The following is a 25,995-nucleotide window of genomic DNA, read 5'->3' as shown; positions in this document are numbered from 1 at the left end:
CAAATTTAAAATGTCATATTAATATGATGCGTAAATGTTAAACATTCGTCATCATGAATCAATATTTCAGTATTGTATTATCTTGCAAAGCCCATTCAGTTACTAGATTTCGATACTCATTTTTATAAAAAAATTTGCATGAAATCTTATAAACTCACCACTTTGACGTTTTACTCAGTTGTCATTCAAAAGAAAATAAAAAAAGACCAATGTACATTGGTCTTTTTATACTTAAAATCAGATTCGACTCAAAGGAAGCTTAGTCAATTGTCCCATTACGGCTAAATGAAGGTAATTTCAAGCCTGGTTCTTTGTGCATCCACACATAGATCGCATGCCCTGTTAAATTTGCCTCAGGTACAAATCCCCAAAAACGGCTGTCAGCACTTTGATCGCGGTTATCACCCATCGCAAAGTAATGACCTTTCGGAACAGTGACTTCCCAACTTTGACCATTTGATTTGATGAAACGATCATTATCACGCGCAACAAAAGGTAAATCTTCTTTTTTCTGTGCATATTGGAAAGCACTCGCCAAAGTATTTTGACCTTCTAAAATGCGCACAAGATGCTTATGCTCACCCATAGTTTCAGTGTAATAAATTGATTTTGGAGTATCCAAAATATCTTTTTCACGACTAAATTCGACTGGGGTCTGTGTAACATTTTTCCCATTAATACTTAATTGCCCCTGATCATAAACAATATGATCTCCCGGTAAACCAATAATACGTTTGATATAACTAATTTTTGGATTTTCAGGATAACGGAACACCGCAACATCACCACGTTGTGGCTCACCCACATCAATGACTTTAGTATTGGTAATCGGTAAACGCACACCATACTGGTACTTATTTACCAAAATATAATCACCCGTTTCTAAGGTCGGAACCATCGAATCAGAGGGAATATTAAAAGGTTCAAATAAAAATGAACGTAACACCAAAACAACGGCAAGGACTGGCCAAAAATCGTATGCCCATGAAATGATAAAATGTTCATTCCCCTTACCCTTTGTTTCGCGTTGTTTAAACACGAATTTATCGAGTAACCACAACACAAAAAACACCAGTGTTGCAGGTAAGAGAATTAAATTAAAATCAAAATCCATGAGCGATACGACCTCTTACTTCTTATCTATCGACTTTTAATACAGCCAAGAACGCTTCTTGTGGGATTTCAACACTACCCACTTGTTTCATGCGTTTCTTACCTTCTTTTTGTTTCGATAACAATTTCTTCTTACGAGAAACGTCACCACCATAACATTTTGCCAAGACGTTTTTACGCATTGCTTTGACTGTAGAACGTGCAATCACTTGCGCACCGATCGCCGCTTGAATTGCAACATCAAACATTTGACGTGGAATCAAATCTTTCATCTTTTCAACCAAGGCAATGCCACGATGACGTGCATCTTGACGGTGACAAATCATCGCCAATGCATCTACTTTGTCACCATTAATTAACACGTCAACCTTAACCAAAGATGAAGACTCAAAGCGTACAAAATTGTAATCGAGTGATGCAAAACCACGCGAACATGATTTCAATTTATCAAAGAAGTCCATCACGACTTCAGCCATCGGGATTTCAAACGTAATGGATACTTGGTTGGCCATAAACTTCATGTCTTTTTGCACCCCACGGCGCTCAACACATAAAGTCATGACATTACCTAAATAATCTTGTGGTACTAAAATATGACACTCAGCAATCGGTTCACGTAAATCTTCAACCGTTGAACCATCTGGCATTTTTGATGGACTGTCGATATAAATCGTGTCGCCATTTTTCATCACGGCTTCATAAATTACGGTCGGTGCTGAAGAAATGAGGTCTAAATCGTACTCACGTTCTAAACGCTCTTGTACGATTTCCATATGCAGCATACCCAAGAAGCCACAACGAAAACCAAATCCTAACGCATCTGAGCTTTCAGGTTCAAAGAACAATGCCGAATCGTTAATTTGTAGTTTATGTAACGCTTCACGGAAGGGTTCAAAATCACTCGCATCGATTGGGAATAAACCTGCGTAGACTTGTGGTTTAACCTTTTTAAAGCCAGGTAATGAAGCTACTTCCGGTGTCGTTGCTAAAGTAATGGTATCCCCCACAGGCGCACCAAAAATATCTTTAATCCCTGCAATCACGAAGCCAACTTCACCTGCTTCCAAAATCCCAGTTTCTGTGTGTTTTGGATTAAAAATACCCACAGACGTAATGATATGAGACTGACCTGTTGATTTCATCAACATTTTGTCGCCTTTTTTCACACGTCCTTGTTTCACACGAACCAAAGACACAACACCTAAGTAGTTATCAAACCACGAGTCTACAATTAAGGCTTGTAAAGGTGCGTCACGGTCACCCTCAGGTGCAGGAATAACATTGACCAACGTCTCTAAGACACCCTCAATCCCTAATCCTGTTTTTGCTGAACATGTCGGTGCTTCAGTGGCTTCAATCCCAATAATATCTTCAATTTCTTGAATCACGCGCTCAGGCTCTGCTTGCGGTAAATCGATTTTATTTAAGATTGGAAGGACTTCCAAACCTTGTTCAATTGCTGTATAGCAGTTAGCAACCGACTGTGCTTCCACACCTTGCGCTGCATCAACAACCAATAATGCACCTTCACAAGCAGCCAAAGAACGTGATACTTCATACGAAAAGTCCACGTGTCCTGGTGTATCAATAAAGTTGAGTTGGTATTCTTGACCATTTGGATGAGTGTAATACAAGGTTACAGACGTTGCTTTAATAGTAATCCCACGCTCACGTTCTAATTCCATTGAATCTAAAACTTGTGCTTGCATTTCACGATCTTGTAAACCGCCACAGGTTTGAATGAAGCGGTCTGCGAGTGTCGACTTACCGTGGTCGATGTGCGCGATAATACTGAAATTACGAATATTTTTAATATCGACAGATTTTTTAGCTTGCGCCATGGGCTACCTTGAAGAAAAACACGCTATGTACTGAAAAAATATACATAACAAAAGCTGAATAGAAATTGCGAGGGATTATAGCAGATGGTTTTTTTAAAGTATCCATAATAATGATCAGGCAATTGAATTATTTAAAAATGAAGCGACTTAATATCCCTATTTTCATGGTCACTTTAGATCACTCACATCATAAGGATCAATATTTTCATCTAAAGGTTGATAGGCTTGAATAAACGTCGGTGATAAGCGCTTTGGGCGCCCTGTGGCAATTTCAACACATGCCCATTTCGTCGTACCTGTAAATAACAATGCCTGATCTGCTGCACGAAAAAAAGCATATTGGCGGAATGAAAATAATGCATTAATGTCATTGAGCCATGTTCTTAAAATAATGTCATCCCCTTCAAGCGCAGCTTTACGATATTGCACATGATGTTCCACTGCAACCATCGCATGTTTTAATTCTAGATAATCCTTGACACCTAAACCTAAAGCTTCGATATGTGCTGTAGCGACCTCCTGCATCCATGCTACATAAACCACATTATTGACATGTCCTAAAATATCAATATGTTCAGGTTGAACCGTGAGTTTTAAATCAAAATATGCTGTTGCCACAAAAAGATCCTATTACTTCGCTTTTACAATCTTATCTACACTAACATTTTGCCCATGCAATTGACAAAAAAACCACTCCGTAGAGTGGTTCATATTTTTGCTTGCCGCCAAGATTATTGTACTCTTAGACCCAACATGGCATGTTGTCCATCGCGGATAATTGCCACGCGTGCAACAGTATTGGCTTTTAGTTCAGATACAGCTTCCACAAAATCATTGGCATTTAAAATGGTTTTCGAGTTAATTTGCGTCACAACATCCCCTGCGAGAATACGCGACTGTGCAGCTAAGCCACCACGAGTGACATCTTGAATCAAGACACCGCCTTTAATACCTAAACGTGATTTTTCAATTTCATTTAAAGTCCGAATTGCGACCCCTAAAATTGGACCTTTCTTGGTAGATGCAGTGGTACCACGATCACTTTTCGCTGGTGTATCATCAGGTGCGGTGGTTAATGTTGCGGTAATAACTTTTGCTTTGTCATCACGCAAAACTTCAAGCTGTACGGTTTGTTTAGGTTGAGTACGGTTCAGATAGTTCAACAACTCACTGGTCTGTGAAATAGGCGAACCATTATATTTCATAATCACATCACCTGATTTAAAACCTGCTTTATCTGCTGGCGAACCTGCTGCGACTTGGGTGATCAAAGATCCTTCAGGTTTTGGTAATTTGTATGCTTCCGCCAAATTACGATCAATATCTTGTAGCATGACTCCCAAATAAGAACGGGTGACTTTACCATTGGTTTTCAACTGACTCACGACATCCATCGCGACATCGATTGGAATGGAGAATGACAAGCCCATGTAGCCGCCTGTACCACTAAAAATACGTGAGTTCACACCCACCACTTGTCCTTGTTGATTAAACAACGGGCCACCTGAGTTCCCCGGATTTAATGCAACATCAGTCTGGATAAATGGAACGGAAGTTTCACCCATCATATTACGTGACTTCGCACTGACGATCCCTGCCGAAGCGGAATAATCAAAACCAAATGGTGAACCAATGGCTAATACAGGTTGACCAACTTTAAGCTGATCGACATTGCCAGTGGATAGTGATGGAAAATTCGTACCATCTACTTTAAGCAATGCAATGTCTGTACGCTCGTCACTTCCGATCACTTTAGCATCAATTTCACGGCGATCATTCAGGACAATGGTCACTTTTGAAGCATCTTCTACCACATGATGATTCGTTACTAAATAACCGTCTTTGCTGATAAAAAAGGCACTGCCATAGCCTGTTTTCTCTTGCGGAATTTGTTGCTGTGGAATAATGATCTGATTACCAAAGAAACGTTTTAAAATTTCAGGTACTTGCTGTTGTAATAATTCTTCTTGCGACATTTTTTTAACAACATTCACACTCACTACCGCAGGACTAACTTGTTCGACTAAATTTGAAAAATCAACAGGTGCTTGCGCTTGTGCTTGTGTTGCTGCAACTGTAAATACTGCTGCATACATTCCTTTTTGTATAAAGCTAATTTTCATGAATGACTAACCTACAAATTTTGTTTTTTGTTGATGAATTTGTTTGTAACATAGAATTTTATAATATTGCGTAATAAAATGTTTCTATATTTTTAAAAAACAATAATTTACTTAAATTATCCTTAAAAAGTGAATGATTTGCCTTATCGACAAAAATCTGAGACTTATAACCATTGAAATTTATTCAAAAAGAGAGTGTTATTAGCAAACTCTTTTCAAATTAGCTGATGGACATGTCTAATTTAAAAACCACGCACCAATTTGATGTGATTATTGTAGGTAGTGGCGGTGCAGGTTTAAGCCTCGCTCTGTCTTTACCAACACATTTTAAAATTGCCGTTTTAGCCAAATCTAGTCTTACTGATGCCAGCACCTATTTTGCGCAAGGTGGTGTGGCTGCTGTACTGGATGAAACGGATTCCATTGAACAACATATAGATGACACCATGATTGCAGGCGCGCATTTATGCGAAATCGATGCAGTCAAACATACAGTAGAAGGTGGTCGACCATCCGTTGACTTTTTACTTGAACATGGCGTGAAGTTTACTTTAAATGAAGATGAACAACTGCATCTGACCCGTGAAGGTGGACATTCTCAACGCCGTATTATTCATGCAGCCGATGCAACAGGCAAAGCTATTTCAACCACTTTGGTTGAACGTGCTCAAGAAAAAGAAAATATTACGATTTTTGAAAATTATATTGCGATTGACCTCATTACCACACACAAATTAGGTCATAAAGCATTAGTAAATAAAGCTTTAGGCTTATATGCACTCGATGAGCGTAATGAAACAGTACATACTTTTCTAGCACCATTCACTGCCCTTGCTTGCGGTGGTGCAATGAAAGCCTACTTATATACGTCCAATCCTGACATAGCAACAGGTGATGGTATTGCCATGGCGTACCGTGCAGGTTGTCGTGTTGCAAATATGGAGTTTAATCAATTCCATCCGACTTGTTTATATCACCCACAAGCGCGCTCGTTTTTAATCACCGAAGCCATGCGGGGCGAAGGTGCTTATCTGCGTCTACCAGATGGTGAACGCTTTATGCTGCGTTTTGATGAACGTGCAGAACTTGCACCTCGTGATATCGTAGCACGTGCCATTGACTATGAAATCAAACGCTTAGGTATTCGTCATGTCTGGCTTGATATTAGCCATAAACCTGCAAATTTCATTCAAGAACATTTCCCAACTTTATATGCACGTTTAATGGAACTTGGTATCGACATCACCAAAGAGATGATTCCTGTTGTCCCTGCTGCGCACTATACTTGTGGTGGTGTTGTGGTCGATGAAAATAGTGAAACCGACATTGCGGGTTTATATGCCATTGGTGAAACTTCGTATACTGGCTTGCATGGTGCAAACCGTATGGCAAGTAACTCTCTACTCGAATGTTTTGTCTATGGCATGAGTGCTGCAAAAGATATTGAGAAAAAATTTGATCAAACATTCGAAGTGCCGCATGTACCCGAATGGGATGCGACACAGGCCGTTAATCCTGATGAAGAAGTGGTGATTTTACAAAATTGGGATGAATTACGTCAGACCATGTGGAACTATGTCGGCATCGTACGAACAACCAAACGTCTCGAACGTGCTTTACATCGTATTGAAATGCTTAAACAAGAAATTACTGAATATTATCAAGATTATCATGTCAGCAAGAATTTAATTGAGCTACGTAATTTAGTTTTGGTCTCGGAAATGATCGTACGTTGTGCGATGGAACGTAAAGAATCTCGTGGTTTACATTACACTCTTGATTATCCTGAACTATCCGATGAACTCCGTAAAACCGTACTGACCCCACCAAACTTTAAAGTGGAAACACCTTTGGTTAACACTTAATCAATATATTAAAAAAAGAGATTCCAATGAATCTCTTTTTTTAACTAAACAGCTCAGATGGTTTTATCTTTTCGGTGGAATGGAATACGTTCCCGTGACATGCGCAACAGGCTCATCCTGATCAATTGAGTAAATCCAGACTTCACCAACAATCAATGCCTGTCCCACTTTCATAAGCTTACATACCCCACGCAAATCTACGCCGCCAGAGGGTTTACGTAAAAAATTAATATTTAAATTGGTCGTTACTGTCAAACCGACAATCCCAATTTCACCTAAAATCGCGACATATAAAGCAAAATCAGCCAAAGTCATCATGGTTGGTCCTGAAATCGTCCCCCCTGGGCGAATATCTGTGCCACTCACATGCCAAATCAAACTTGCCCCACATTCAGTCACTTCCTCAATTTCACATTTTTCTAAACTTGGTGGAAAATGAACGGTTAAAAAATCAATAATTTCCTTTTTAGTGCTTTTCATTTTTCATTTATTCCTTACATTATTTCTTTATGACACTGTATTTTCAATATAAAGCTTTTTCTGCAAAGACTTGAGAACGCTTGGGTTCACATTTTCAATCAAAAAGAAGTTTTTTGCCAATGCTTTCATTTTGTTCTATTTTAAAAGTCACTCAAACCATAAATTTTCATCAAACACGGTGCAAAAGCCTTACATTTTTCCGATAGTACACAAAGCGCATAGTTATACTTCATTGTTGAAAAAGCAACACAATTATTTTATGCAAGTCAGTGCGCAGGTTTAGAAAATAAAATATACAGCACTGAAGGCTATTTCATTCCGTTGATTGGACTGACATTTGATACAGATGTTTTATTGGATAAATATTCACACCAATTAAGACAGATATTTCATCAAGGACAATCTTGTCGCAGTGCAAGCAAATTCAATACACAACAATTACATTAACTGCGAAGCTGCATCGGAAATATCACCATTTGGTTCACGAGCAATGAGCAAGAAGAAGATCAACGTCAGCATGTATGTTTAGACATGAGCCGATTGGAAGAAATCACTGAAACTTAGGTTCCTGTCATTTCCCCTTACGGCAAAGCAATTTTAATCTGGAAAAATTGTGACTAAAGTGATGATTAAACTCATTCAACCAAATAGCTTAAAGCCTCAGCAAACACCTGTTCAGGACTTTGTGTTGCATCTAAACGCTTCATACGCTCAGGCTCACGTGTATGAATTTCTGCAAATCCTGCACGGACTGATGCAAAAAAAGCGACTTTTTCTTGTTCGAAACGGTCTAAAGCACCGCGTTCTCGCGCACGTGTCATGCCCAATTCAATCGGTGCATCCAACCAAAAAGTAAGATCAGGCATTCGACTGACAAAGTTTTCATTTAGAAGTTGTAGTTTTTCCCGACTCAGCCCACGCCCTGCACATTGATAGGCAAAACTGCTGTCCGTAAAACGATCACATAATACAATTTTACCCTCTGCCAAGGCAGGTAAAATCACGGTTTCCACATGCTGTGCCCGTGCAGCATACATCAACAATAATTCAGTATCATGACTCATTTTTTCCTCATGATTGACTGACAGTAATAACCCGCGAATTTGCTCAGCCAACGGTGTTCCACCCGGCTCACGGGTCAGTACAACATCTTTACCTTGCGCCTGAAAATGCTCAAATAATTTTCGAATCAGTGTGGTTTTACCTACGCCTTCTGTGCCTTCAAAACTAATAAACATGACTACTCCTTAATTTTTAGCACGCATCACAGTAAGGTATTCCTGAACTGCACGATTATGATCTGCCAGATTACTTGAAAATTTATGTCCACCATTTCCTGTTGCAACAAAGTAAATATTGTCTGAATTGTCAGGATGCATGGCTGCCTCAATGGCTTTTTTACTTGGCAAAGCAATCGGGGTTGGTGGTAAGCCATTGATGGTATAGGTGTTATAAGGCGTTGGTGTACGTAAATCTTGCTTAGTAATATTGCCTTTATAGTTGTCACCCATACCATAAATCACGGTTGGATCAGTTTGCAGACGCATTCCTAATTTTAAACGACGTACAAATACTCCTGATACTTGCTCTAACTCGCTGTCTACACTGGTTTCACGTTCAATGATTGACGCCATAATCAAGGCTTCATATTTATTTTGATAAGGTAAACCTTGGTCACGTTTTTCCCAAGCCTCGTCTAAAATTTTCATTTGTCGCTGATATAAATCGGTCAGAATCTTTTGATCACTTGCGCCTTTATCAAAGAAATATGTATCAGGTGCGAACAAACCTTCTGCATGCTCAAAAGGAATATTTAAGGCTTTGAGCATCTCGGCGGTAGGTAGATTTGCGACCTCCGTTTTCACATATTGATCTTTTTTCAAGCTTTTGAGTAATTGCTGCGTTGTTGTCCCTTCAATGACTAAAATTCGGTTCATTTGTGCATTATCAGCATCTGAGACCATGACTAAAACATCACGTACACTCATGCCTTGCGTGACTTCATAGACACCCGCTTTCATGGTTTCCTGAATAAAGGCTTTGCGATATAACTTTAAAACAATTGGAAAGCTGACTTTGTCATCTTTGGCTAATTGATCAATAAAACCAGTATAAGTTTCACCATTATTAATCACTAATTTTTGTTTTACACCCGTGATAGGATAAGTTTTGAATAAACTCATTTTCAACACGACTGCGCCTAGAACTAAAAGTCCAATCAGTACAAGCGCAATACCTTTATAAAATTTATTGTGTGCTTTATTAGGCGCTTTTTTATTACTTTTTGCAGGAGTATTCGACATGAGATTTAAACTGTTGTAATTGCAAAGTTTCAAATAATTCAACACAAGGTTGAACCACTAAAGTTCGATTATCCAAAGACTGTACGATTTTCATCGGGCTCAATGCGTTGCAAAAAAACAGACTTTGGATATGTGAAATTTCATCTAGCCCAACTGAACGTTGTTCACATGAAATATTTTGGCGTTGCATACGTTGCAAAATCTCAGCACGCATCACACCATGCACACCATTATAACGGAGTTCAGGCGTAATCCATGTATTGTTTATTTGAATAAAACAATTACTGCTCACTCCTTCAACAATTCGATCTTGTAGATCAATCACCAAAGCTTCAAGCCATCCTTTTTCATGTGCTTCTTTTTTTAACATGACTTGTTCAAGTCGATTCAGGCTTTTTAACCCCACAAGTTTAGGCATTGTTAAACCTATTTTTTGGGTTAATACACCACTTTGAATCAATTCAGGCTGAAAGTTTTGGATGTTTTGTGGATAGTACAATATATATAAATCTGCGGGATGATCAGGCATCAGGTAGCCGCGTTGCCCTTCTCCACGACTGATCACAATTTTTAAAGTGCCATTTAATACATCAAATTTTTGTTCAAGTTGTTTGAACATTTTATCTAAAAGCGAAAAATCGACTGGCAAAAATAACCGTTCAGCAGATTGTTGCAGACGTTGACGATGTAAATCTTCTAGTTCGATGACATTGTCATAAATACGAGCTGTGGTAAAACAACCATCACCATACTGAAATGCACGATCAAAAATTGACACAGAATCAACAATTTGACCATTTTTATAACAGATTACCATCTCTATTTTCCTAAAATTACAGCCAATAAATGTACATTGAAAAACCAATCTTATGCTTTTTTATTCATATAAAATTCGTTTTTTATTATTTTTTATGGATAAAGACTGGCGTTATGCTGCACGCATATTAACGAAATTATGAATCATTTGGGGCATTCACACATGCAATTTTCAAAATTAAAATTAGGTATTGCTGCAGTACTCATTTCAGCAACTTCTTTTACTGCAACCGCAAAAGACTTTCTTAATGTCTCTTATGACCCAACCCGAGAGTTATATGACAACTTCAACAAGCAATTTGCAGGTTATTGGAAGTCAAAAACAGGACAAGAGATTAATTTTAAACAATCACATGGTGGTTCTGGTAAACAAGCACGTGCAGTCATTGATGGCTTAAGCGCAGATGTGGTGACCTTGGCACTGGCTGCAGATATTGACGCTATTGCAGACAAAACCAACTTATTACCTAAAGATCGGCAAAAGAAGTTTCCGCAGAACTCAACACCATATACTTCAACCATTGTATTTTTAGTGCGTAAAGGTAACCCGAAAGGCATTAAAGATTGGGGCGACTTAATCAAACCTGGTGTTGATATTATTACGCCAAATCCAAAAACTTCTGGTGGTGCACGTTGGAACTATCTTGCAGCATGGGCATGGGCTAAACATAAGTACGGTTCAGATGCAAAAGCACAAGACTTTGTTCGCCAAATTTATAAACAAACCAAAGTCTTGGACTCAGGTGCACGTGGCTCTACCACAACATTTGCAGAACGTGGCATTGGTGATGTGTTGTTGGCTTGGGAAAATGAAGCATTTTTAGCACAACGTGAACAACCTGGTAAATTTGAAATTATTACTCCATCTCTTTCAATTTTAGCTGAACCGCCTGTGGCGATTGTTGAAAAAAATGCGGAAAAAAATGGCAGTTTAAATCTTGCGAAAGCTTATCTGAATTATTTGTATTCACCTGCAGGACAAGAAATTGCGGCGAAAAACTTTTATCGTCCTCGCAATGCAGCAACATTGAAAAAATATGCCACAACCTTTAAACCACTTAAACTTGTGACGATTGATAAAGAATTTGGCGGTTGGACAAAAGTACAAAAACAACATTTTGAAAATAATGGTGTTTTCGATCAAATCGTTAAAGCCAATAATACAGCTAAATAATAGATTTCAGTAGGAGCATCGACATGATTCATACCGTAATTGTTCCAGGTGTAGGTGGCAGTGATTATGATCATTGGCAGTCTTGGTTACAGCGCCAGCTCATGTCTTGTTCACGTGTACAACAAAATTGGGATCATCCTGTTTTAGCAGAATGGATCGAAAATTTTGTCCATACACTCGACAAAGTCGATGCACCTATGCAAATAATTGCACATAGTTTTGGTTGTTTAACGAGTGTGGCTGCTTTAGCACAACACCCTGAATTAAAATCAAAAGTTAAAAAATTGGTTTTAGTTGCACCCGCCAACCCTGCTCGCTTTGGTGAAGCAGGTTTTGCAAGGGATAGTATTGGAAATTATGCTGAATATTTTCAAAAACTACGCATTGATGTGCCTGTAGACATGATTATTTCTGAAAATGATCCTTGGTTAAATTTTGAAGATGCGCAAGCCTTAGCAAAAGCATGGAAAATTAAACCACATAATGTAGGACAAGCAGGTCATATTAATGTTGCATCAGGCTTTAACACTTTTCCTGAAATTTTTGATTATTTAATTGCAGCACCTGCCAATGCTTATATCAATAATTTTGATGATAGCAAGTTGTTTTTTAAATTTGCTATTTGAGTATTGCCTCTTAAGCTTGGCAAAAGTTTTAGTTTATTGGCTTGTTGACTTCAACAAGCTTTCTCTCTTTGAGGAGTAGTCATGTCGCAGCGATCCCGAGTGCTGCCAGGATTTGGTCTTTCACTAGGCTTCACCCTAGCGTATTTGTCTTTAATTGTACTGATACCATTATCTGCTGTATTCATAAAATCATTAGGTGTGGGTTGGGATGGACTTTGGGAAATTCTCAGTTCAGAACGTATTATCAAAGCCTTACAACTCAGTTTTAGTACCGCGATTATCGCAGCCTTAATTAATGTCGTTTTTGGTTTGTTACTGGCTTGGTGCTTAGTCCGCTATACTTTTCCAGGTAAACGCATTGTCGATGCTTTAGTTGATTTACCTTTTGCTTTGCCTACCGCAGTTGCAGGGATCGCCTTAACCTCTTTATATGCACCTACAGGTTGGATTGGGCAATATTTAGAGCCATTAGGCATCAAAGTTGCGTATACCCCTATAGGTATCACCTTAGCATTAATTTTTATTGGTATTCCTTTTGTTGTCCGTACCGTACAACCTGTACTAAGTGATTTTGAAACAGAACTCGAAGAAGCTGCATCAGCATTGGGTGCGAATCGTTTTCAAATCATTACCAAAGTGATTTTACCTGTACTCTTTCCTGCACTTTTAACAGGATTTGCTTTGGCATTTGCTCGTGGCGTAGGTGAATACGGCTCTGTGATTTTCATTGCAGGTAACCAGCCGTTTGAAACAGAAATTGCGCCACTCATGATTATTTCTCGTTTAGAAGAATATGATTATGCAGGTGCAACGACGATTGCTGTGGTGATGTTGGTCATCTCATTTTTTATCTTGTTCTTAATTAACCTGATTCAAGCATGGGCAAGTCGCCGCACAGGGAGAACTGCACGATGAGCTTAACAACAAATAGTAATGCTTTGGCTGAAAAACTTCAGTCACGAGATGCAACACGTGAGCCGAAATGGGTTCGTTATACTCTTTTGACGATTGCTTTGATCTTCTTTTTAAGCTGTCTAATTTTGCCATTAATTTTGGTCTTTGTTGAAGCATTTAAACAAGGTTTAGCGGTCTATTTTGAGGCTTTAATTAACCCTGATACATTATCAGCGGTTAAATTAACCTTGTTAACTGCTGCAATTGCAGTGCCTCTTAACGTGATTTTTGGTGTTGCTGCCGCATGGTGTGTTGCGAAGTTTAATTTCCGTGGTAAAGCCATTTTAACCACCATCATTGATACACCTTTTTCAGTTTCACCTGTGATTGCGGGTTTAATGTTGGTCTTGATCTTTGGTTCGCAAGGTTGGTTAGGCGGCTGGCTCATGGACAATGATATTAAAATTTTATATGCAACGCCTGCCATTGTTTTAGCCACAGTGTTTATTACTGTTCCCTTTGTTGCACGTGAGCTCATTCCACTGATGGAAGCGCAAGGTACAGAGGAAGAAGAAGCTGCAATCGTATTAGGTGCATCAGGCTGGCAGACTTTTTGGAAAGTCACCTTACCTAATATCAAATGGGGGCTAATCTACGGTGTTATTCTATGTAACGCACGTGCAATGGGTGAGTTTGGTGCAGTTTCTGTGGTTTCTGGACATATCCGTGGTGAAACCAATACCTTGCCTTTACATGTAGAAATTTTGTACAACGAATATACCTTTAGTGCCGCATTCGCAGTGTCATCGCTCTTGGCTTTATTGGCAATTATTACCCTGATTTTAAAAACATGGGTTGAGTTCCGCCAAGAAAAACTAAACCAAAGCAAAGATGATTCAACAGTTTCTTAAGGAATGACCTCATGAGTATTCAAGTTAAAAATATTGAAAAACACTTCGGTGCATTCCATGCACTAAAAGATATCACGTTAGATTTCCCGGATGGTCAACTGGTTGCCCTACTCGGTCCATCAGGTTGTGGAAAAACAACATTATTACGCATCATTGCAGGTTTAGAGTCAGCAGACCGTGGGCAGATCATGCTTGAGGGTCAAGATGCCACCAATGTTCATGTTCGTGAGCGTCAAGTCGGTTTTGTATTTCAGCACTATGCCTTATTCCGTCACATGACAGTCTATGACAATGTGGCTTTTGGTTTACGTGTTCGCCCACGTGCAACGCGTCCAAGTGAAGCGGAAATTAAAAAACGTGTAACACGATTACTCGATTTAGTTCAACTTGGATTTTTAGCAGATCGTTACCCTGCACAGCTTTCAGGTGGTCAACGTCAACGTATTGCATTGGCACGTGCTTTAGCCGTTGAGCCACGTGTATTATTACTGGACGAACCTTTTGGTGCATTAGACGCCAAAGTACGTAAAGAGTTACGCCGTTGGCTACGTACTTTACATGATGAGTTACACATTACCTCTATTTTTGTTACCCATGACCAAGAAGAAGCTTTAGAAGTTGCCGATCAAATCGTGGTGATGAACAAAGGGGATATTGAGCAAATTGGTTCACCTCGTGAAGTTTACGAAAAACCTGCAACACCATTTGTCTTTGACTTTTTAGGTCAAGCAAACCGATTTGAAGGTGAAAATCGTCAAGGCACACTGTATTTAGGTGATGATCATCTTCAACTTGATGCGGCAAAAAATACGGCTGATGGCAAAGTGATTGCATTTGCACGCCCTGATGAACTCACTATTCATACTCAACCCACTGAAAATGCCATTCAAGCAACTTTCTTACGTGAAGTTTGGATCGCAGGTAAAGTCATGGCGGAGTTACATGATCGTCAAGGAAATTTAATTGAAATTTCCTTAAATTCAGAAGAGGCAAAATTACATAAATTTAGACCAAACCAAACCGTTTGGCTTAGCCCTTCGACATTACACTTATTTGAAAATCAAGTTGCGTAATACGCTCTACGGATGAGTGTAATCCACTCATCCAAACCCCGAGGTAATGATTAAAATGAACTTTCAACAATTACGAATTATCCGAGAGACAGTTCGACAAAATTATAATTTAACCGAAGCTTCTGCGGCATTGTATACATCACAATCAGGTGTCAGTAAACATATCAAAGATTTAGAAGATGAACTTGGTGTACAACTTTTTGTACGTAAAGGCAAGCGTTTACTTGGTTTAACTGAGCCTGGACAAGCGTTATTGAGCATTGTTGAACGTATGTTAATCGATGCTGATAATATCAAACGTCTTGCAGATGATTTTAACAAAGTCGATGAAGGCACATTAACTATCGCAACAACACATACGCAAGCACGTTATGTATTACCACCTATTGTCAATTTATTTAAAAAAGCCTTTCCAAAAGTCCATCTGATTTTGCAACAAGCGAGTCCTGTTGAGATTTCTGAAATGTTACTACTTGGTTTAGCTGACATTGGTATCGCAACCGAGTCACTCACCACTGAAGACAACTTGGGAAGTGTGCCATTTTATGAATGGAAACATAGCATTATTACGCCACAAGATCATCCATTGACCAAACTTGATCCTCAAGACATCACTTTAGAGAAATTAGCTGAATATCCAATTATTACCTATCACGGCGGTTTTACAGGACGTTCAAAAATTGACAAAGCCTTTCATGATGCTGAATTAGATGTCGATATTGTCATGTCAGCACTTGATGCCGATGTCATTAAAACTTATGTTGAACTTGGCATGGGCGTTGGTATTGTCAATGATGTGGCTTATGACTTAGAACGTGACCACCGTCTTAAACAAATTGATACTGATATTTTTGGTGTTAACACCACTTGGATCGCAGTACGTAAAGGGCATCTGCTACGTGGCTATGGCTATGAGTTCATATCATTATGCTCACCTGAAGCAGATATCAAAGCCCTGAAAAAAATCGCTTATCCTGAGGACTAAATCTCCTAGATTAATCAATACAACTCAAAGAGAGTGATCATCACTCTCTTTATTATTTTAAAAATCATATAATTATTAACATTGATGATTGCACATTCTACAAAAGCCCCATAAAATTATTGAATAAAAATAAAGCAATATAACTTTTTATACTTGGTTGGGGTCACAGCATGAATACTGGTTTTTTGGGAACACTCGCCTTCGGGATGTCTCCCTGTCTATGTTTTGCAGCAGGATTAGAAAATTCTGAACAATCTATCTCTGCTTTTTTAGAAAAAGATAACTATTTAGAGTTGTCTATAGCACAGATACATCCACATGTTTCTGGACAAGTTACCAACCACGACCTATTAGAAAAAGTGGGTGTGAGTGACTTCTCGACAGGACAACTGATTCAAGACTACTCCATGTTCAATGCGGCAATTAAAATACAATACCATCCCCATTGGTCATTGGGTTTTATTTATGATCAGCCTTATAAAGCTGAACTTGACGATCAGTATGCACCTTCGTCCCTACTGCCCAATAAAACCATTGAAGCAGCAAAATTTAAAGTCAAAAGTCAAAGCCTGACTCATTTATGGGGTTACCAGCCAGACTTAAACTGGAAAGTATATGCAGGCTTTACGCTGCAAGAATTGCAAAGTAAGCTGAGTTTAGAAGGTTTATCGTATTCAATTATGAGTGGTTATCAAGCTGAATTTAAAGCAGATACTGCTGTAGGATGGTTAGCTGGAGTCCATTATCAAATCCCTGAATATGCACTCAGTACCTCAATAAGCTATCACTCCAAAATTAAGCACAATCACCATGTAAATGAAACGCTCGCAGGACAAAAAATACAATTTGTACCGAATAGCAGCACCAATATTCAAACCCCACAATCGGTAAATGTGGATTTCAAAACTGCTGTCAGTAACAAGCATTTAATCTATGGTTCTTTACGTTGGGTCAATTGGCAAGACTTTAACATGCAACCTACGCAGTTTAATGCCATTTTGGATGCAGCTGTTATGCAATACCCTGAACTCATTCAAAAATTTAATTTGATTGAATATAAAAAAGATCAATGGTCTAGTCAGTTAGGATTGGCTCATCGAGTCAATGATCAATGGATCATGCTCACAGATGTATCTTGGGATTCAGGTACAGGAAATCCTGCTGGGACACTCAATCCTTCCGATGGTTTTTATGCTTTGGGTCTCGGTGCAATGTATCAACTACAACCCAATCGTTTTATTACAGCGGGTTTAAAATATTTTAAATTACAAAAAGCTCAAACCGTACAAAACGATATTTTTATTGCAGGTAATCAAAGTGCAAACTTAAATGCAATAGATGATAATTATGCAATCGCTTATGGTATAAAAATTGGTTATTCATTTTAAACAATAAATGATATGCATAAAAAAACGAGCCGAAGCTCGTCTTTTCGATCATGATAAAGATCAGGTCTTACCAGTTGTAGCTGATCCCTACTTTACCCACTGGCATCCATTCATATTTGTCATCGTTTGCAATTTTATTAGATTCATTTGCAAGTTCTTGATCTAAATCATGACCTACAGTTGAGCTAGCTGAACCAGATACTGCTTGAAGGTTTACGTTTGGATTACCTGTATAATACGCACCTACTTCACCAAAAACGCCGATGTTTTTAGTAATTTTAGGCGCAAAACCAAAACCAACATAAGGTGCTATATCATTATCATATGATAAACTACCTTTAATTTGTGTACCATTAGGACCTGCTTGGAAGTCTTTATGATTCACAGTAAAATTACGACCCGCATTTACATTACGGTTTAGGTCATAATCATTATCAACATAGCCTACACCTGCTGCAACATATAGACCTTGTGCCCATACATTTTGGCTTGCACCCCAAGGACGAATTTCAGCATTTAAATATGCAAGGCTGTTATCCATATCCATATCATATGTTGAGCCATTTACTTTAACATCATCCGACCAAGAAATGTCACCACCATTATAACCTAGAGCCAAACCAACATATGGGTTCGCTGTCCAAAGTAAAGCACCACCGTAACCTGTTGTACCTACTTCAGCACGTACACCTGTTGGGATTAATTGGTTTTTATCAAATGCATAACCACTATGTACCACTTGGTCATCAGCCATTGCAAAACACGATGCAGATAATGCTGTTGCTACTGCTAATACTTTTAACATTTTCATAGATGTCTCCTCAAAAAGCATTTCTTCTTTAATCATTCATATATTTTTGACGTGAGCCCATCATATTCAAAAACTTTATGTTAAAAAATATACATATTGATGAAGTTTTGTTAATTTTTGATACAATTCTACGTAATTATTTGTTTTTAGTTGCTTTACATCTATACAAAATACGTATTTTTATGCTTATCCGATAAAACCTTTTTCAATATGATATTTTTCTAGAAAATGCGGTTTTTTTATCTCATTTCATCACTTTTGGTGTAGAATCTTCCGCAAACTTTTTTTGGAAAAAAGATCATGTCTCAGCTTTCAACTCTTATTGAGCAAGCATTTGAAGACCGTGCTAATTTCACTGCTGCAACATGCCCAGCAGAAATTCGCCAAGCCGTTGAGGAAGCAATTGCGGGTTTAGATAATGGCTCACTTCGTGTAGCAGAAAAAATTGACGGTGAATGGATTGTTCACCAATGGCTTAAAAAAGCTGTTTTATTGTCTTTTAAAATTAACGACAATAAGCCAATTGAATCTTGTGATCTTCGTTTTTACGACAAAGTTGATACGAAATTTAAAGGCTGGACTGAAGCACAATTCCAAGAAGCAGGTGTACGTGTTGTGCCTCCTGCTGTCGCACGTAAAGGCTCTTTCCAAGCAAAAAATGTTGTGTTGATGCCTTCTTATGTCAACATCGGTGCTTATGTCGATGAAGGCACAATGGTTGACACATGGGCAACTGTGGGTTCATGTGCTCAAATTGGTAAAAATGTTCACCTTTCAGGTGGTGTAGGTATTGGTGGTGTATTAGAGCCACTTCAAGCGAATCCTACAATTATTGAAGACAACTGTTTTATTGGCGCACGCTCTGAAATCGTTGAAGGCGTGATCGTTGAAGAAGGCTCGGTTATTTCAATGGGTGTTTTCATTGGTCAATCTACCAAGATCTATGACCGTGAAACCGGTGAAATCCATTATGGTCGTGTACCAGCAGGCTCAGTTGTTGTATCGGGTAGCCTTCCATCAAAATGTGGTAAATACAGCTTATATGCTGCGGTTATCGTGAAAAAAGTAGATGCGAAAACACGTGCAAAAACCAGTTTGAATGACTTATTACGCGAAGACTAATCGTTCATTTTAAGGAACTACGTGTTCCTTGGCGCTTTCTTCGTTCCTCCATCTCCACGCTCAGATGTGAGCGTGGAGATTTTTCATTTTGTAACCTGTGGTAAATCTCATGAATGCTCTGCGAACTTCGACTATTCCTGTCTCCGATCCGTCTGCGGGACTACGTATTACGGAGATTTTCTATTCTTTGCAAGGTGAAGCCAATGCAGCAGGCTTACCCACGGTATTTATTCGGTTAACAGGATGTCCTTTACGTTGTACCTATTGTGATACCACGTATTCTTTTGAAGGTGGTGAACGCCAATCTTTAGAGCAAATTATTCAAACAACGCTCGATTTTAAAACCCCTTATATTTGTGTAACAGGTGGTGAACCCTTAGCTCAGCCCAATGCCTTACCACTCATGACACGTCTTGCTGACTTAGGTTGTGATGTTTCATTAGAAACCAGTGGTGCATTGGATGTATCTAAAGTTGATCCACGTGTGTCTAAAGTTTTAGACTTAAAAACCCCAACGTCAGGTGAAATGCAACGCAATTTACTCAGTAATTTTGAATATTTAACACCACATGATCAGATCAAGTTTGTGATTTGTAATCGTGAAGACTATGATTGGGCAAAGCAACAAGTCGCTGATTTTCAGTTAAATGAAAAAGTGAGTACTGTTTGGTTCTCCCCTGCCTTTGCAGTCGAAAAAGGTGCGGTACGTTTGCCACAATTGGCACGTGACCTTGCACAATGGATTTTAGATGACCATCTCCCTGTTCGTTTCCAATTACAATTGCATAAATTGTTATGGAATGATGAAACTGGTCGTTAATACATCGCATCGTTGTATTTTTATTTTACGTTTAGAAAATATAAAGCACGATAAGTTATCGAATTTTAGTAATTTTTGGAGACTTTGATTATGCGCCCTCGCGCCGTAGTTTTATTATCTGGTGGCTTAGACTCAACAACGTGCTTAGCTTGGGCACAAGCAAATTACGACTGTATTGCACTGAGCTTTATGTATGGTCAACGCTCAACCACAGAACTTGATGCAGCACGTGCGATTACAAAAAATGCAGGTATAGAACATCGTGTCATCAATATTGACTTAGGAAATCTAGGTGGTTCTGCACTGACTGACCATAATATTGATGTTCCTGATCATGAAACTGATGGTATTCCTGTAACTTATGTTCCAGCACGTAACACAATTTTCTTATCTTATGCGCTTGCTGCTGCTGAAGTTTTTGATGCACAAGCGATTGTAATTGGCATCAATGCTGTTGATTATTCAGGATATCCTGACTGCCGTCCTGAATTTATCGAAGCTTTTGCCAATATGGCCCGCCTTGCAACCAAAGTGGGGATTGAAGGAAAACCACTTAAATTTGAAACACCTCTGTTACATTTATCCAAAGCGAATATAATACGCTTAGGCATTGAACATGGCGTAGACTATAGTCAAACGGTCTCCTGTTACCAAGCAGATGACCAAGGACGTGCTTGTGGAAAATGTGATAGCTGCCGCCTCAGAAAGCAAGGCTTCAATGATGCAGGTGTTGCTGACCCAACACGTTATATACAGTAATAACAAGGTACAGTTTATGAAAAACTTAAAATCGGGTCTTATTCTTTCAACTTTATTTTCTGCGGCGGCTTTATTTGGTACAGCAGCACAAGCAGACAATAATGCACTACAACAAGCATATAAAAGCAGCAACGTAAAGTCTGCATTGATTGGTGTATGTAAAACTGAAACAGCCAAAGGTGGCAAATTAACCTCTGCTGAAGTCAGCAAATACTGTTCTTGTGCAATTGAATCAGACGGTAAACTGACCAATGATCAAAAATGGCAAATCCAAAGTGCCATTAACCAAAAGAAAAATCCTTCTTCTTTAGCGTTTGTACAAAAACAAAACCAAGACCTTCAAGCATGTTTTGGTCCTCAGTTAACAGGTAAATTAAAAACCTTAACTGAAGCTGCAATGAAAGCGGCTCAAGCGAAAAAATAAGTTGTCATCATTTGAAAATAAGCCACATTTTTGTGGCTTATTTTTTTATAGCTTGCATAATGGAATAAAATTGGAGTAACACATGTCTGAGAATATTCAATTACCCAACCAGTGCTTTGCGAGTACGCAAGGTGAAATCAATCTCACCGAAATAGTAACGGATTGGCTCATTCTTTATTTTTATCCAAAAGATAATACCCCAGGTTGTACGACACAAGCCGTTGGATTTTCTTGTTTAAAAGATCAATTTGATGCTTTAAACACCACGATTATTGGTGTTTCTCGTGACTCCGTGAAAACGCATCAGAACTTTACTGAAAAACAGGCTTTAACAATTGACTTGATTAGTGACAAAGATGAAGTGCTCTGTCAGCATTTTGATGTCATTAAAGAAAAAAATATGTATGGTAAAAAAGTCATGGGCATCGAACGCTCCACTTTTATTTTCCATAAAGGCGAATTGGTTAAAGAATATCGCAAAGTCAAAGCAGCAGGACATGCTGAAATTGTTTTAGAAGATTTAAAAGCTTTGCAGAAATAATTGAATATTTAATCTGAAAAAATAAGGAGCTATATGCTCCTTATTTTTATGAAACTACATTATTGTTTCATCAATGCATCTACAGTATTTGCCAATAACGGAATATTGTCAGATACCGCTGTACTATGCGTTTTTCCTTCTAAAAGCTGCAATTTAACATCGGTTTTTTTCGCCGTCATATTTGCAACCAATTGTTCTGTAATGAGATATGGTACTGTGGTATCCGCTTTACCTTGATAAATATACACAGGCTTTTCAAGCTTCACTTTAGCAGGCGTATTATCTGCTAAATAATTTGCAACATCTGGATCTGTTTTAAAGTCCTTTTGTAATGCTTGATATTTACTAAAGTTACCACCATTCGACTGTAAAGTTTTTTGAATATCCTCACCAAATTTAACGGCTAACTCAGGTGAACACAAACTTTCCGCTTGTTCTGCCAAAGGTACTTTTGCATCAATAAAAGCTTGATTATATTTAAAGGTTGTTGATCCCGCTTTGATTCCCGAGCTAACAATTGCAGCATAGGTATATAAAGTTGCACCAATTTTTGTCGCTTGTACAGCGTCACCTGCAAGTGCATACTGATTTGCAACTTGCATACCCAAATCAAGTGTTTCACCTAAATAGGATGCTGGTGCAATCGCCACTGTGCCTTTAAAATTATAATTTGGTAACGCTTTACTATATTCAGCCGCAGCTAAAGCAGCATGCCCACCTTGTGACCAACCAATGACACTCCAATTTTTAGACAAATTACCATAATGTTTATTGGCTTGATCCAAAGCAAATAGAATTGATTTTGCAGCACTTTGTAAATTCAGATAAGGATGAGCAACTTTCTTATTACCTAAACCTTCATAGTCTGGTGCAACAACTGCATAGCCTTTTTGCAGTAGCGCCATGATCAAATCTTTTTCTAAACCATCCAATTCATTTGCAGATGGAGCACATTGATCAGCTGCCCCTGTTGTGCCATGTGCCCACACCACCACAGGCCACCCACCTGTTGGCGCTGTACCTTTCGGTGTAAAAACTAAAGTTGTTGCATCAATATCTTTATTTAACACACTTGGCATAGTGTATGTAAAAATATCATGCTTATTTGCCACATTGGCAACATCGTTATCAACTTTAAATGTTTTAGTCTTTGAGTCTACGATAAAATTAAAGTCATCGTCATCATCATTACACCCCGCAAAAAAGAGAACCGAAGTACAGCTCAACGCAATCAGTGATTTTTTAAGTACGTGTTGCATAAATATATCCTCATTGTTGTTTTTTTGCTCTTCATGAGCACTTCACTAATAAAGCATAAAAAAAAGTACCTTACTAGGGTACTTTTCATGAAAATACGATGTTTTCACCGTTTACCTTTAAATTTTTAATTTTTAAAATATAAAGCGATAAATATACCTACAAAGATAATCAGCCCAACCCAACGATTATGTCGGAATGCCCAAAAACAACGTTGCGGATCACGATCATTGGTCTTTGTCCATTGATAAATAAAGTCTGCAACCACCACCAACAAGGCAATTAAACCATAAGGAAATAATAGATTTTCCAAATATAAACTTGCACCAATCAAAATCACCGCTGTTGCTTGTAATAAGGAAATAATTTCAATGTCATATTTGCCAAATAAAATGGCTGTCGACTTCACACCAATTTTCAAATCATATTCACGGTCAGTGATGGCATATTGTGTATCATAAGCCACTGTCCAAGCCAAATTACCAAAATAAAGCAACCAACATGTCCAATCCAAAGGCTTACCCATCGCGGTAAAAGACATTGGAATCCCCCATGAAAATGCCATGCCTAAAACCACTTGTGGTAAATGGGTATAGCGTTTCATAAATGGGTAAATAAATGCCAAGACCAAAGCTGCCAATGCACAATAGAAAGTCGCAATCGGTAAGAAAAATAATGTACACGCACTTGCAGCCACCAAGGCAATAAAAACCCAAATCGCTTCTTTGGCTGAAATCACTCCTGTGGCTAAGGGTCTGTTTTTGGTACGCTCTACATGCGCATCCACCTTACGATCTGCAAAATCATTAATTGCACAACCTGCTGCACGCATAAAAATCGTACCTAATACCATAGCAGTTAATGTCACAAGATCAGGAATGCCTCCTGCTGCAATCCATAACGCCCACATGGTCGGCCAAAACACCAATTCGGTACCAATTGGTTTGTCAAACCGACACAAATAATAATAAGCTTCTAAGCGATCACGCCATGTGGTCTGTTGCAGAGTTGTCATGAAAATCCAACACCTTATTTCAACGATTTACTTTCAAGGAATTGCTTAAAAGCAGGTAAAAAAGTTTCTTGCACAATAAATTTGCAGCCATGCCAAGTATAACAACTTTGACGTGTCCAACCATCGTCTAAAAGCAATACACGACGCTCACAAGCAGGATGTGTACGCTGAAATAAAAATCGACCTATAGGTTGTCGCCCAATATGCTGAAATAAACGAGCACGTTTTTGCAAGCTTAAAATCGGGAAAATACTTTTAGCTTTGACCCATGCATCTGCATCACAGCCATATAAAAGGCTTTCACGTACCCATGCTGTATGTTGATACGGCATCTGCATCCATTGACTATCAATCCATGTTAAACGTTGGAAATGTTCATGTGTCGGTTCAACTTTAAATACACCACTCGCGATGTCAGTCAGTTGTTGTGTGAGTGAACCTTCGGCATACAGCCATGTGGTTAAATGCTCAGGAGTATTGAAAACCTGTTTGCGGCAGGAAGCAATCACTGTCATTTCCTTGAAATATTAAATAAAGAAAAGCATCATTGAGAATCATCAAAAATAATGTCAATTCTTATCAAGTATATCAAGATGATGACTCGCTGTGTTGCGATTGTCGCGATCTTCATCTACAAAAATTTTCATCTACAAAATTTAGTGCTGTCCCTCAACAGCCATTGCATGATTTTCATTATTTTATCAATTAGGTTTAGCTCAGCCCTTAAAAAAGCCCCGAAATCACTTCAGGGCTTTTCACAGTATTAAAATCTGCTTTGCTAACAATAACGTTTAATCAACTTTGAAAATAACGTAAATCCAAACGACCTTCATAAACATTTGCCGTTGGACCTGTCATCCACACCACATCGCCTTCTTTCCATTCAATGTGCAATGTACCGCCTGCAAGCTCAATTTCCACTTGATTAGACAATAAACCACGACGTATGCCCGAAACTGCCGCAGCACAAGCACCTGTGCCACATGCCATGGTTTCACCCACACCACGCTCAAAGACACGTAAACGTGCATGTTTTTCATCAATGATTTGCATAAAGCCTGCATTTACACGTTGAGGGAAACGCGTATGTGACTCAACTTGACGACCAATATTTTCGACATCAGCCGTTAAAACATCTGAAACCACGGTGACTGCATGTGGATTTCCCATGTTGACAACATCAATCGTCAACTTTTGCTCATTAGCTAAGTCGATGTCATATAAAGCATCTGCTTCTTCAGCAACAAATGGGATTTCAACAGGTAAAAACTTCGGATAGCCCATATTGACACGTACCCAACCATTTGCACCAATTTCAGGTTCTACAATTCCTGCGCAGGTTTGTACCTTAAATTTAGTTTTATTGGTCAGTTGACGCTCATGTACAAAACGCGCAAAACAACGTACACCATTACCACACTGTTCGACTTCAGAACCATCCGCATTGAAAATACGATATTTAAAATCGACATTTGGAAAATCAGGAGGTTCAACGATCAGTAATTGATCAAAGCCCACACCAAAATGACGGTCAGCCAAACGACGAATTGTCGCGGTATCAAAAAAAGCACGTTGGCTGATCAGGTCAACCACCATAAAGTCATTGCCCAAGCCATGCATTTTAGTAAATTCTAATATCATCTTCATTTACTCC

General features: G+C 38.7%; 26 protein-coding genes. 13 read left to right on the top strand and 13 right to left on the bottom strand.

The features are described from left to right. Positions 1-259 precede the first annotated feature (259 nt). From lepB to G0028_RS05535, 4 genes are all read right to left on the bottom strand, one after another. Entirely contained in the window at positions 260-1,114 is an 855-nt protein-coding gene (lepB, locus tag G0028_RS05550) for a signal peptidase I (RefSeq protein ID WP_180044893.1), read from the bottom strand. A 22-nt stretch (positions 1,115-1,136) separates the two neighbouring features. Next, on the bottom strand, positions 1,137-2,954 hold the full coding sequence (gene lepA, locus G0028_RS05545) for a translation elongation factor 4 (RefSeq protein ID WP_130072912.1): 1,818 nt from the start codon (positions 2,952-2,954) through the stop codon (positions 1,137-1,139). Between the two features lie 168 nt (positions 2,955-3,122). After that, positions 3,123-3,572 carry an acyl-CoA thioesterase gene (locus G0028_RS05540; RefSeq protein WP_130072913.1) on the bottom strand — a complete coding sequence of 150 codons (450 nt, stop codon included), beginning with the start codon at positions 3,570-3,572 and terminating at the stop codon, positions 3,123-3,125. A 113-nt stretch (positions 3,573-3,685) separates the two neighbouring features. Continuing rightward, positions 3,686-5,077, bottom strand: a complete 1,392-nt coding sequence (locus G0028_RS05535) for a Do family serine endopeptidase (RefSeq protein ID WP_130072914.1) — start codon at positions 5,075-5,077, stop codon at positions 3,686-3,688. A 227-nt stretch (positions 5,078-5,304) separates the two neighbouring features. On the opposite strand from G0028_RS05535, the gene nadB reads away from it, so the two are divergent. Next, positions 5,305-6,942 (top strand): L-aspartate oxidase, encoded by a 1,638-nt coding sequence (gene nadB / locus G0028_RS05530; protein ID WP_130072915.1) that lies wholly within the window; start codon positions 5,305-5,307, stop codon positions 6,940-6,942. Positions 6,943-7,005: 63 nt separating this feature from the next. On the opposite strand, the gene G0028_RS05525 is transcribed toward nadB, so the two are convergent. The 4 genes from G0028_RS05525 to pabC all read right to left on the bottom strand — a co-directional run bounded on the left by G0028_RS05525 (position 7,006) and on the right by pabC (position 10,542). After that, positions 7,006-7,422, bottom strand: coding sequence for a PaaI family thioesterase (locus tag G0028_RS05525; RefSeq protein ID WP_130072916.1), 417 nt, complete (start codon positions 7,420-7,422; stop codon positions 7,006-7,008). 635 nt (positions 7,423-8,057) lie between these two features. Continuing rightward, on the bottom strand, positions 8,058-8,660 hold the full coding sequence (gene tmk, locus G0028_RS05520; RefSeq protein WP_180044894.1) for a dTMP kinase: 603 nt from the start codon (positions 8,658-8,660) through the stop codon (positions 8,058-8,060). A 9-nt stretch (positions 8,661-8,669) separates the two neighbouring features. Beyond that, positions 8,670-9,725 carry an endolytic transglycosylase MltG gene (gene mltG / locus G0028_RS05515; RefSeq protein WP_180044895.1) on the bottom strand — a complete coding sequence of 352 codons (1,056 nt, stop codon included), beginning with the start codon at positions 9,723-9,725 and terminating at the stop codon, positions 8,670-8,672. Continuing rightward, positions 9,700-10,542 carry an aminodeoxychorismate lyase gene (gene pabC / locus G0028_RS05510; protein WP_180044896.1) on the bottom strand — a complete coding sequence of 281 codons (843 nt, stop codon included), beginning with the start codon at positions 10,540-10,542 and terminating at the stop codon, positions 9,700-9,702. Before pabC ends, mltG begins: the two co-directional genes overlap by 26 nt. 162 nt (positions 10,543-10,704) lie before the next feature. Here pabC and G0028_RS05505 point away from each other — a divergent pair, with 162 nt between their 5' ends. The 7 genes from G0028_RS05505 (at position 10,705) to G0028_RS05475 (ending at position 17,592) form a co-directional block, all read left to right on the top strand. Then, positions 10,705-11,715, top strand: a complete 1,011-nt coding sequence (locus tag G0028_RS05505) for a sulfate ABC transporter substrate-binding protein (protein WP_180044897.1) — start codon at positions 10,705-10,707, stop codon at positions 11,713-11,715. Between the two features lie 23 nt (positions 11,716-11,738). Next, positions 11,739-12,341: an RBBP9/YdeN family alpha/beta hydrolase gene (locus G0028_RS05500; protein ID WP_180044898.1), complete on the top strand. Its 603-nt coding sequence runs from the start codon at positions 11,739-11,741 to the stop codon at positions 12,339-12,341. Between the two features lie 81 nt (positions 12,342-12,422). Then, entirely contained in the window at positions 12,423-13,256 is an 834-nt protein-coding gene (gene cysT, locus G0028_RS05495) for a sulfate ABC transporter permease subunit CysT (RefSeq protein ID WP_130072923.1), read from the top strand. Next, complete coding sequence (gene cysW, locus G0028_RS05490; protein WP_130072924.1) at positions 13,253-14,146, top strand: sulfate ABC transporter permease subunit CysW; 894 nt, start codon at positions 13,253-13,255, stop codon at positions 14,144-14,146. The genes cysT and cysW overlap by 4 nt, the downstream gene beginning before the upstream one ends. 11 nt (positions 14,147-14,157) lie before the next feature. Further along, positions 14,158-15,219, top strand: a complete 1,062-nt coding sequence (locus G0028_RS05485; protein ID WP_130072925.1) for a sulfate/molybdate ABC transporter ATP-binding protein — start codon at positions 14,158-14,160, stop codon at positions 15,217-15,219. 55 nt (positions 15,220-15,274) lie between these two features. Then, a complete protein-coding gene (locus G0028_RS05480; protein WP_130072926.1) occupies positions 15,275-16,204 on the top strand; it encodes a CysB family HTH-type transcriptional regulator in 930 nt (309 codons plus the stop codon). A 170-nt stretch (positions 16,205-16,374) separates the two neighbouring features. Continuing rightward, the gene (locus G0028_RS05475) at positions 16,375-17,592 is read left to right on the top strand and encodes an outer membrane protein transport protein (RefSeq protein WP_180044899.1); all 1,218 of its coding nucleotides are present in this window, start codon (positions 16,375-16,377) and stop codon (positions 17,590-17,592) included. Positions 17,593-17,659: 67 nt separating this feature from the next. Here the strand turns inward: G0028_RS05475 and carO are convergent, their stop codons facing one another. After that, positions 17,660-18,403: an ornithine uptake porin CarO gene (carO, locus tag G0028_RS05470; protein ID WP_174493069.1), complete on the bottom strand. Its 744-nt coding sequence runs from the start codon at positions 18,401-18,403 to the stop codon at positions 17,660-17,662. Positions 18,404-18,703: 300 nt separating this feature from the next. Here carO and dapD point away from each other — a divergent pair, with 300 nt between their 5' ends. The 5 genes from dapD (at position 18,704) to G0028_RS05445 (ending at position 22,069) form a co-directional block, all read left to right on the top strand. Continuing rightward, positions 18,704-19,525, top strand: a complete 822-nt coding sequence (dapD, locus tag G0028_RS05465) for a 2,3,4,5-tetrahydropyridine-2,6-dicarboxylate N-succinyltransferase (protein WP_180044900.1) — start codon at positions 18,704-18,706, stop codon at positions 19,523-19,525. A 109-nt stretch (positions 19,526-19,634) separates the two neighbouring features. Next, a complete protein-coding gene (gene queE / locus G0028_RS05460; RefSeq protein WP_180044901.1) occupies positions 19,635-20,345 on the top strand; it encodes a 7-carboxy-7-deazaguanine synthase QueE in 711 nt (236 codons plus the stop codon). Between the two features lie 90 nt (positions 20,346-20,435). Next, positions 20,436-21,104, top strand: coding sequence for a 7-cyano-7-deazaguanine synthase QueC (queC, locus tag G0028_RS05455; RefSeq protein ID WP_130072931.1), 669 nt, complete (start codon positions 20,436-20,438; stop codon positions 21,102-21,104). A gap of 16 nt (positions 21,105-21,120) precedes the next feature. Next, positions 21,121-21,528: a hypothetical protein gene (locus G0028_RS05450; protein WP_130072932.1), complete on the top strand. Its 408-nt coding sequence runs from the start codon at positions 21,121-21,123 to the stop codon at positions 21,526-21,528. An 82-nt stretch (positions 21,529-21,610) separates the two neighbouring features. Next, on the top strand, positions 21,611-22,069 hold the full coding sequence (locus G0028_RS05445) for a peroxiredoxin (protein ID WP_180044902.1): 459 nt from the start codon (positions 21,611-21,613) through the stop codon (positions 22,067-22,069). A gap of 59 nt (positions 22,070-22,128) precedes the next feature. Here the strand turns inward: G0028_RS05445 and G0028_RS05440 are convergent, their stop codons facing one another. From G0028_RS05440 to dapF, 4 genes are all read right to left on the bottom strand, one after another. After that, positions 22,129-23,328, bottom strand: a complete 1,200-nt coding sequence (locus G0028_RS05440; RefSeq protein WP_180044903.1) for an alpha/beta hydrolase family protein — start codon at positions 23,326-23,328, stop codon at positions 22,129-22,131. A 125-nt stretch (positions 23,329-23,453) separates the two neighbouring features. After that, positions 23,454-24,341 (bottom strand): 4-hydroxybenzoate octaprenyltransferase, encoded by an 888-nt coding sequence (gene ubiA, locus G0028_RS05435; protein ID WP_180044904.1) that lies wholly within the window; start codon positions 24,339-24,341, stop codon positions 23,454-23,456. 14 nt (positions 24,342-24,355) lie between these two features. Further along, a complete protein-coding gene (locus tag G0028_RS05430) occupies positions 24,356-24,856 on the bottom strand; it encodes a chorismate--pyruvate lyase family protein (protein ID WP_180044905.1) in 501 nt (166 codons plus the stop codon). Positions 24,857-25,136: 280 nt separating this feature from the next. Further along, on the bottom strand, positions 25,137-25,982 hold the full coding sequence (dapF, locus tag G0028_RS05425) for a diaminopimelate epimerase (RefSeq protein WP_180044924.1): 846 nt from the start codon (positions 25,980-25,982) through the stop codon (positions 25,137-25,139). Between the last annotated feature and the right edge of the window lie 13 nt (positions 25,983-25,995).

Origin of the sequence: Acinetobacter piscicola, assembly GCF_015218165.1 — a bacterium.
In the GTDB taxonomy this organism is placed as follows: domain Bacteria; phylum Pseudomonadota; class Gammaproteobacteria; order Pseudomonadales; family Moraxellaceae; genus Acinetobacter; species Acinetobacter piscicola_A.
This window is presented reverse-complemented; position numbering and strand designations above follow the sequence as displayed.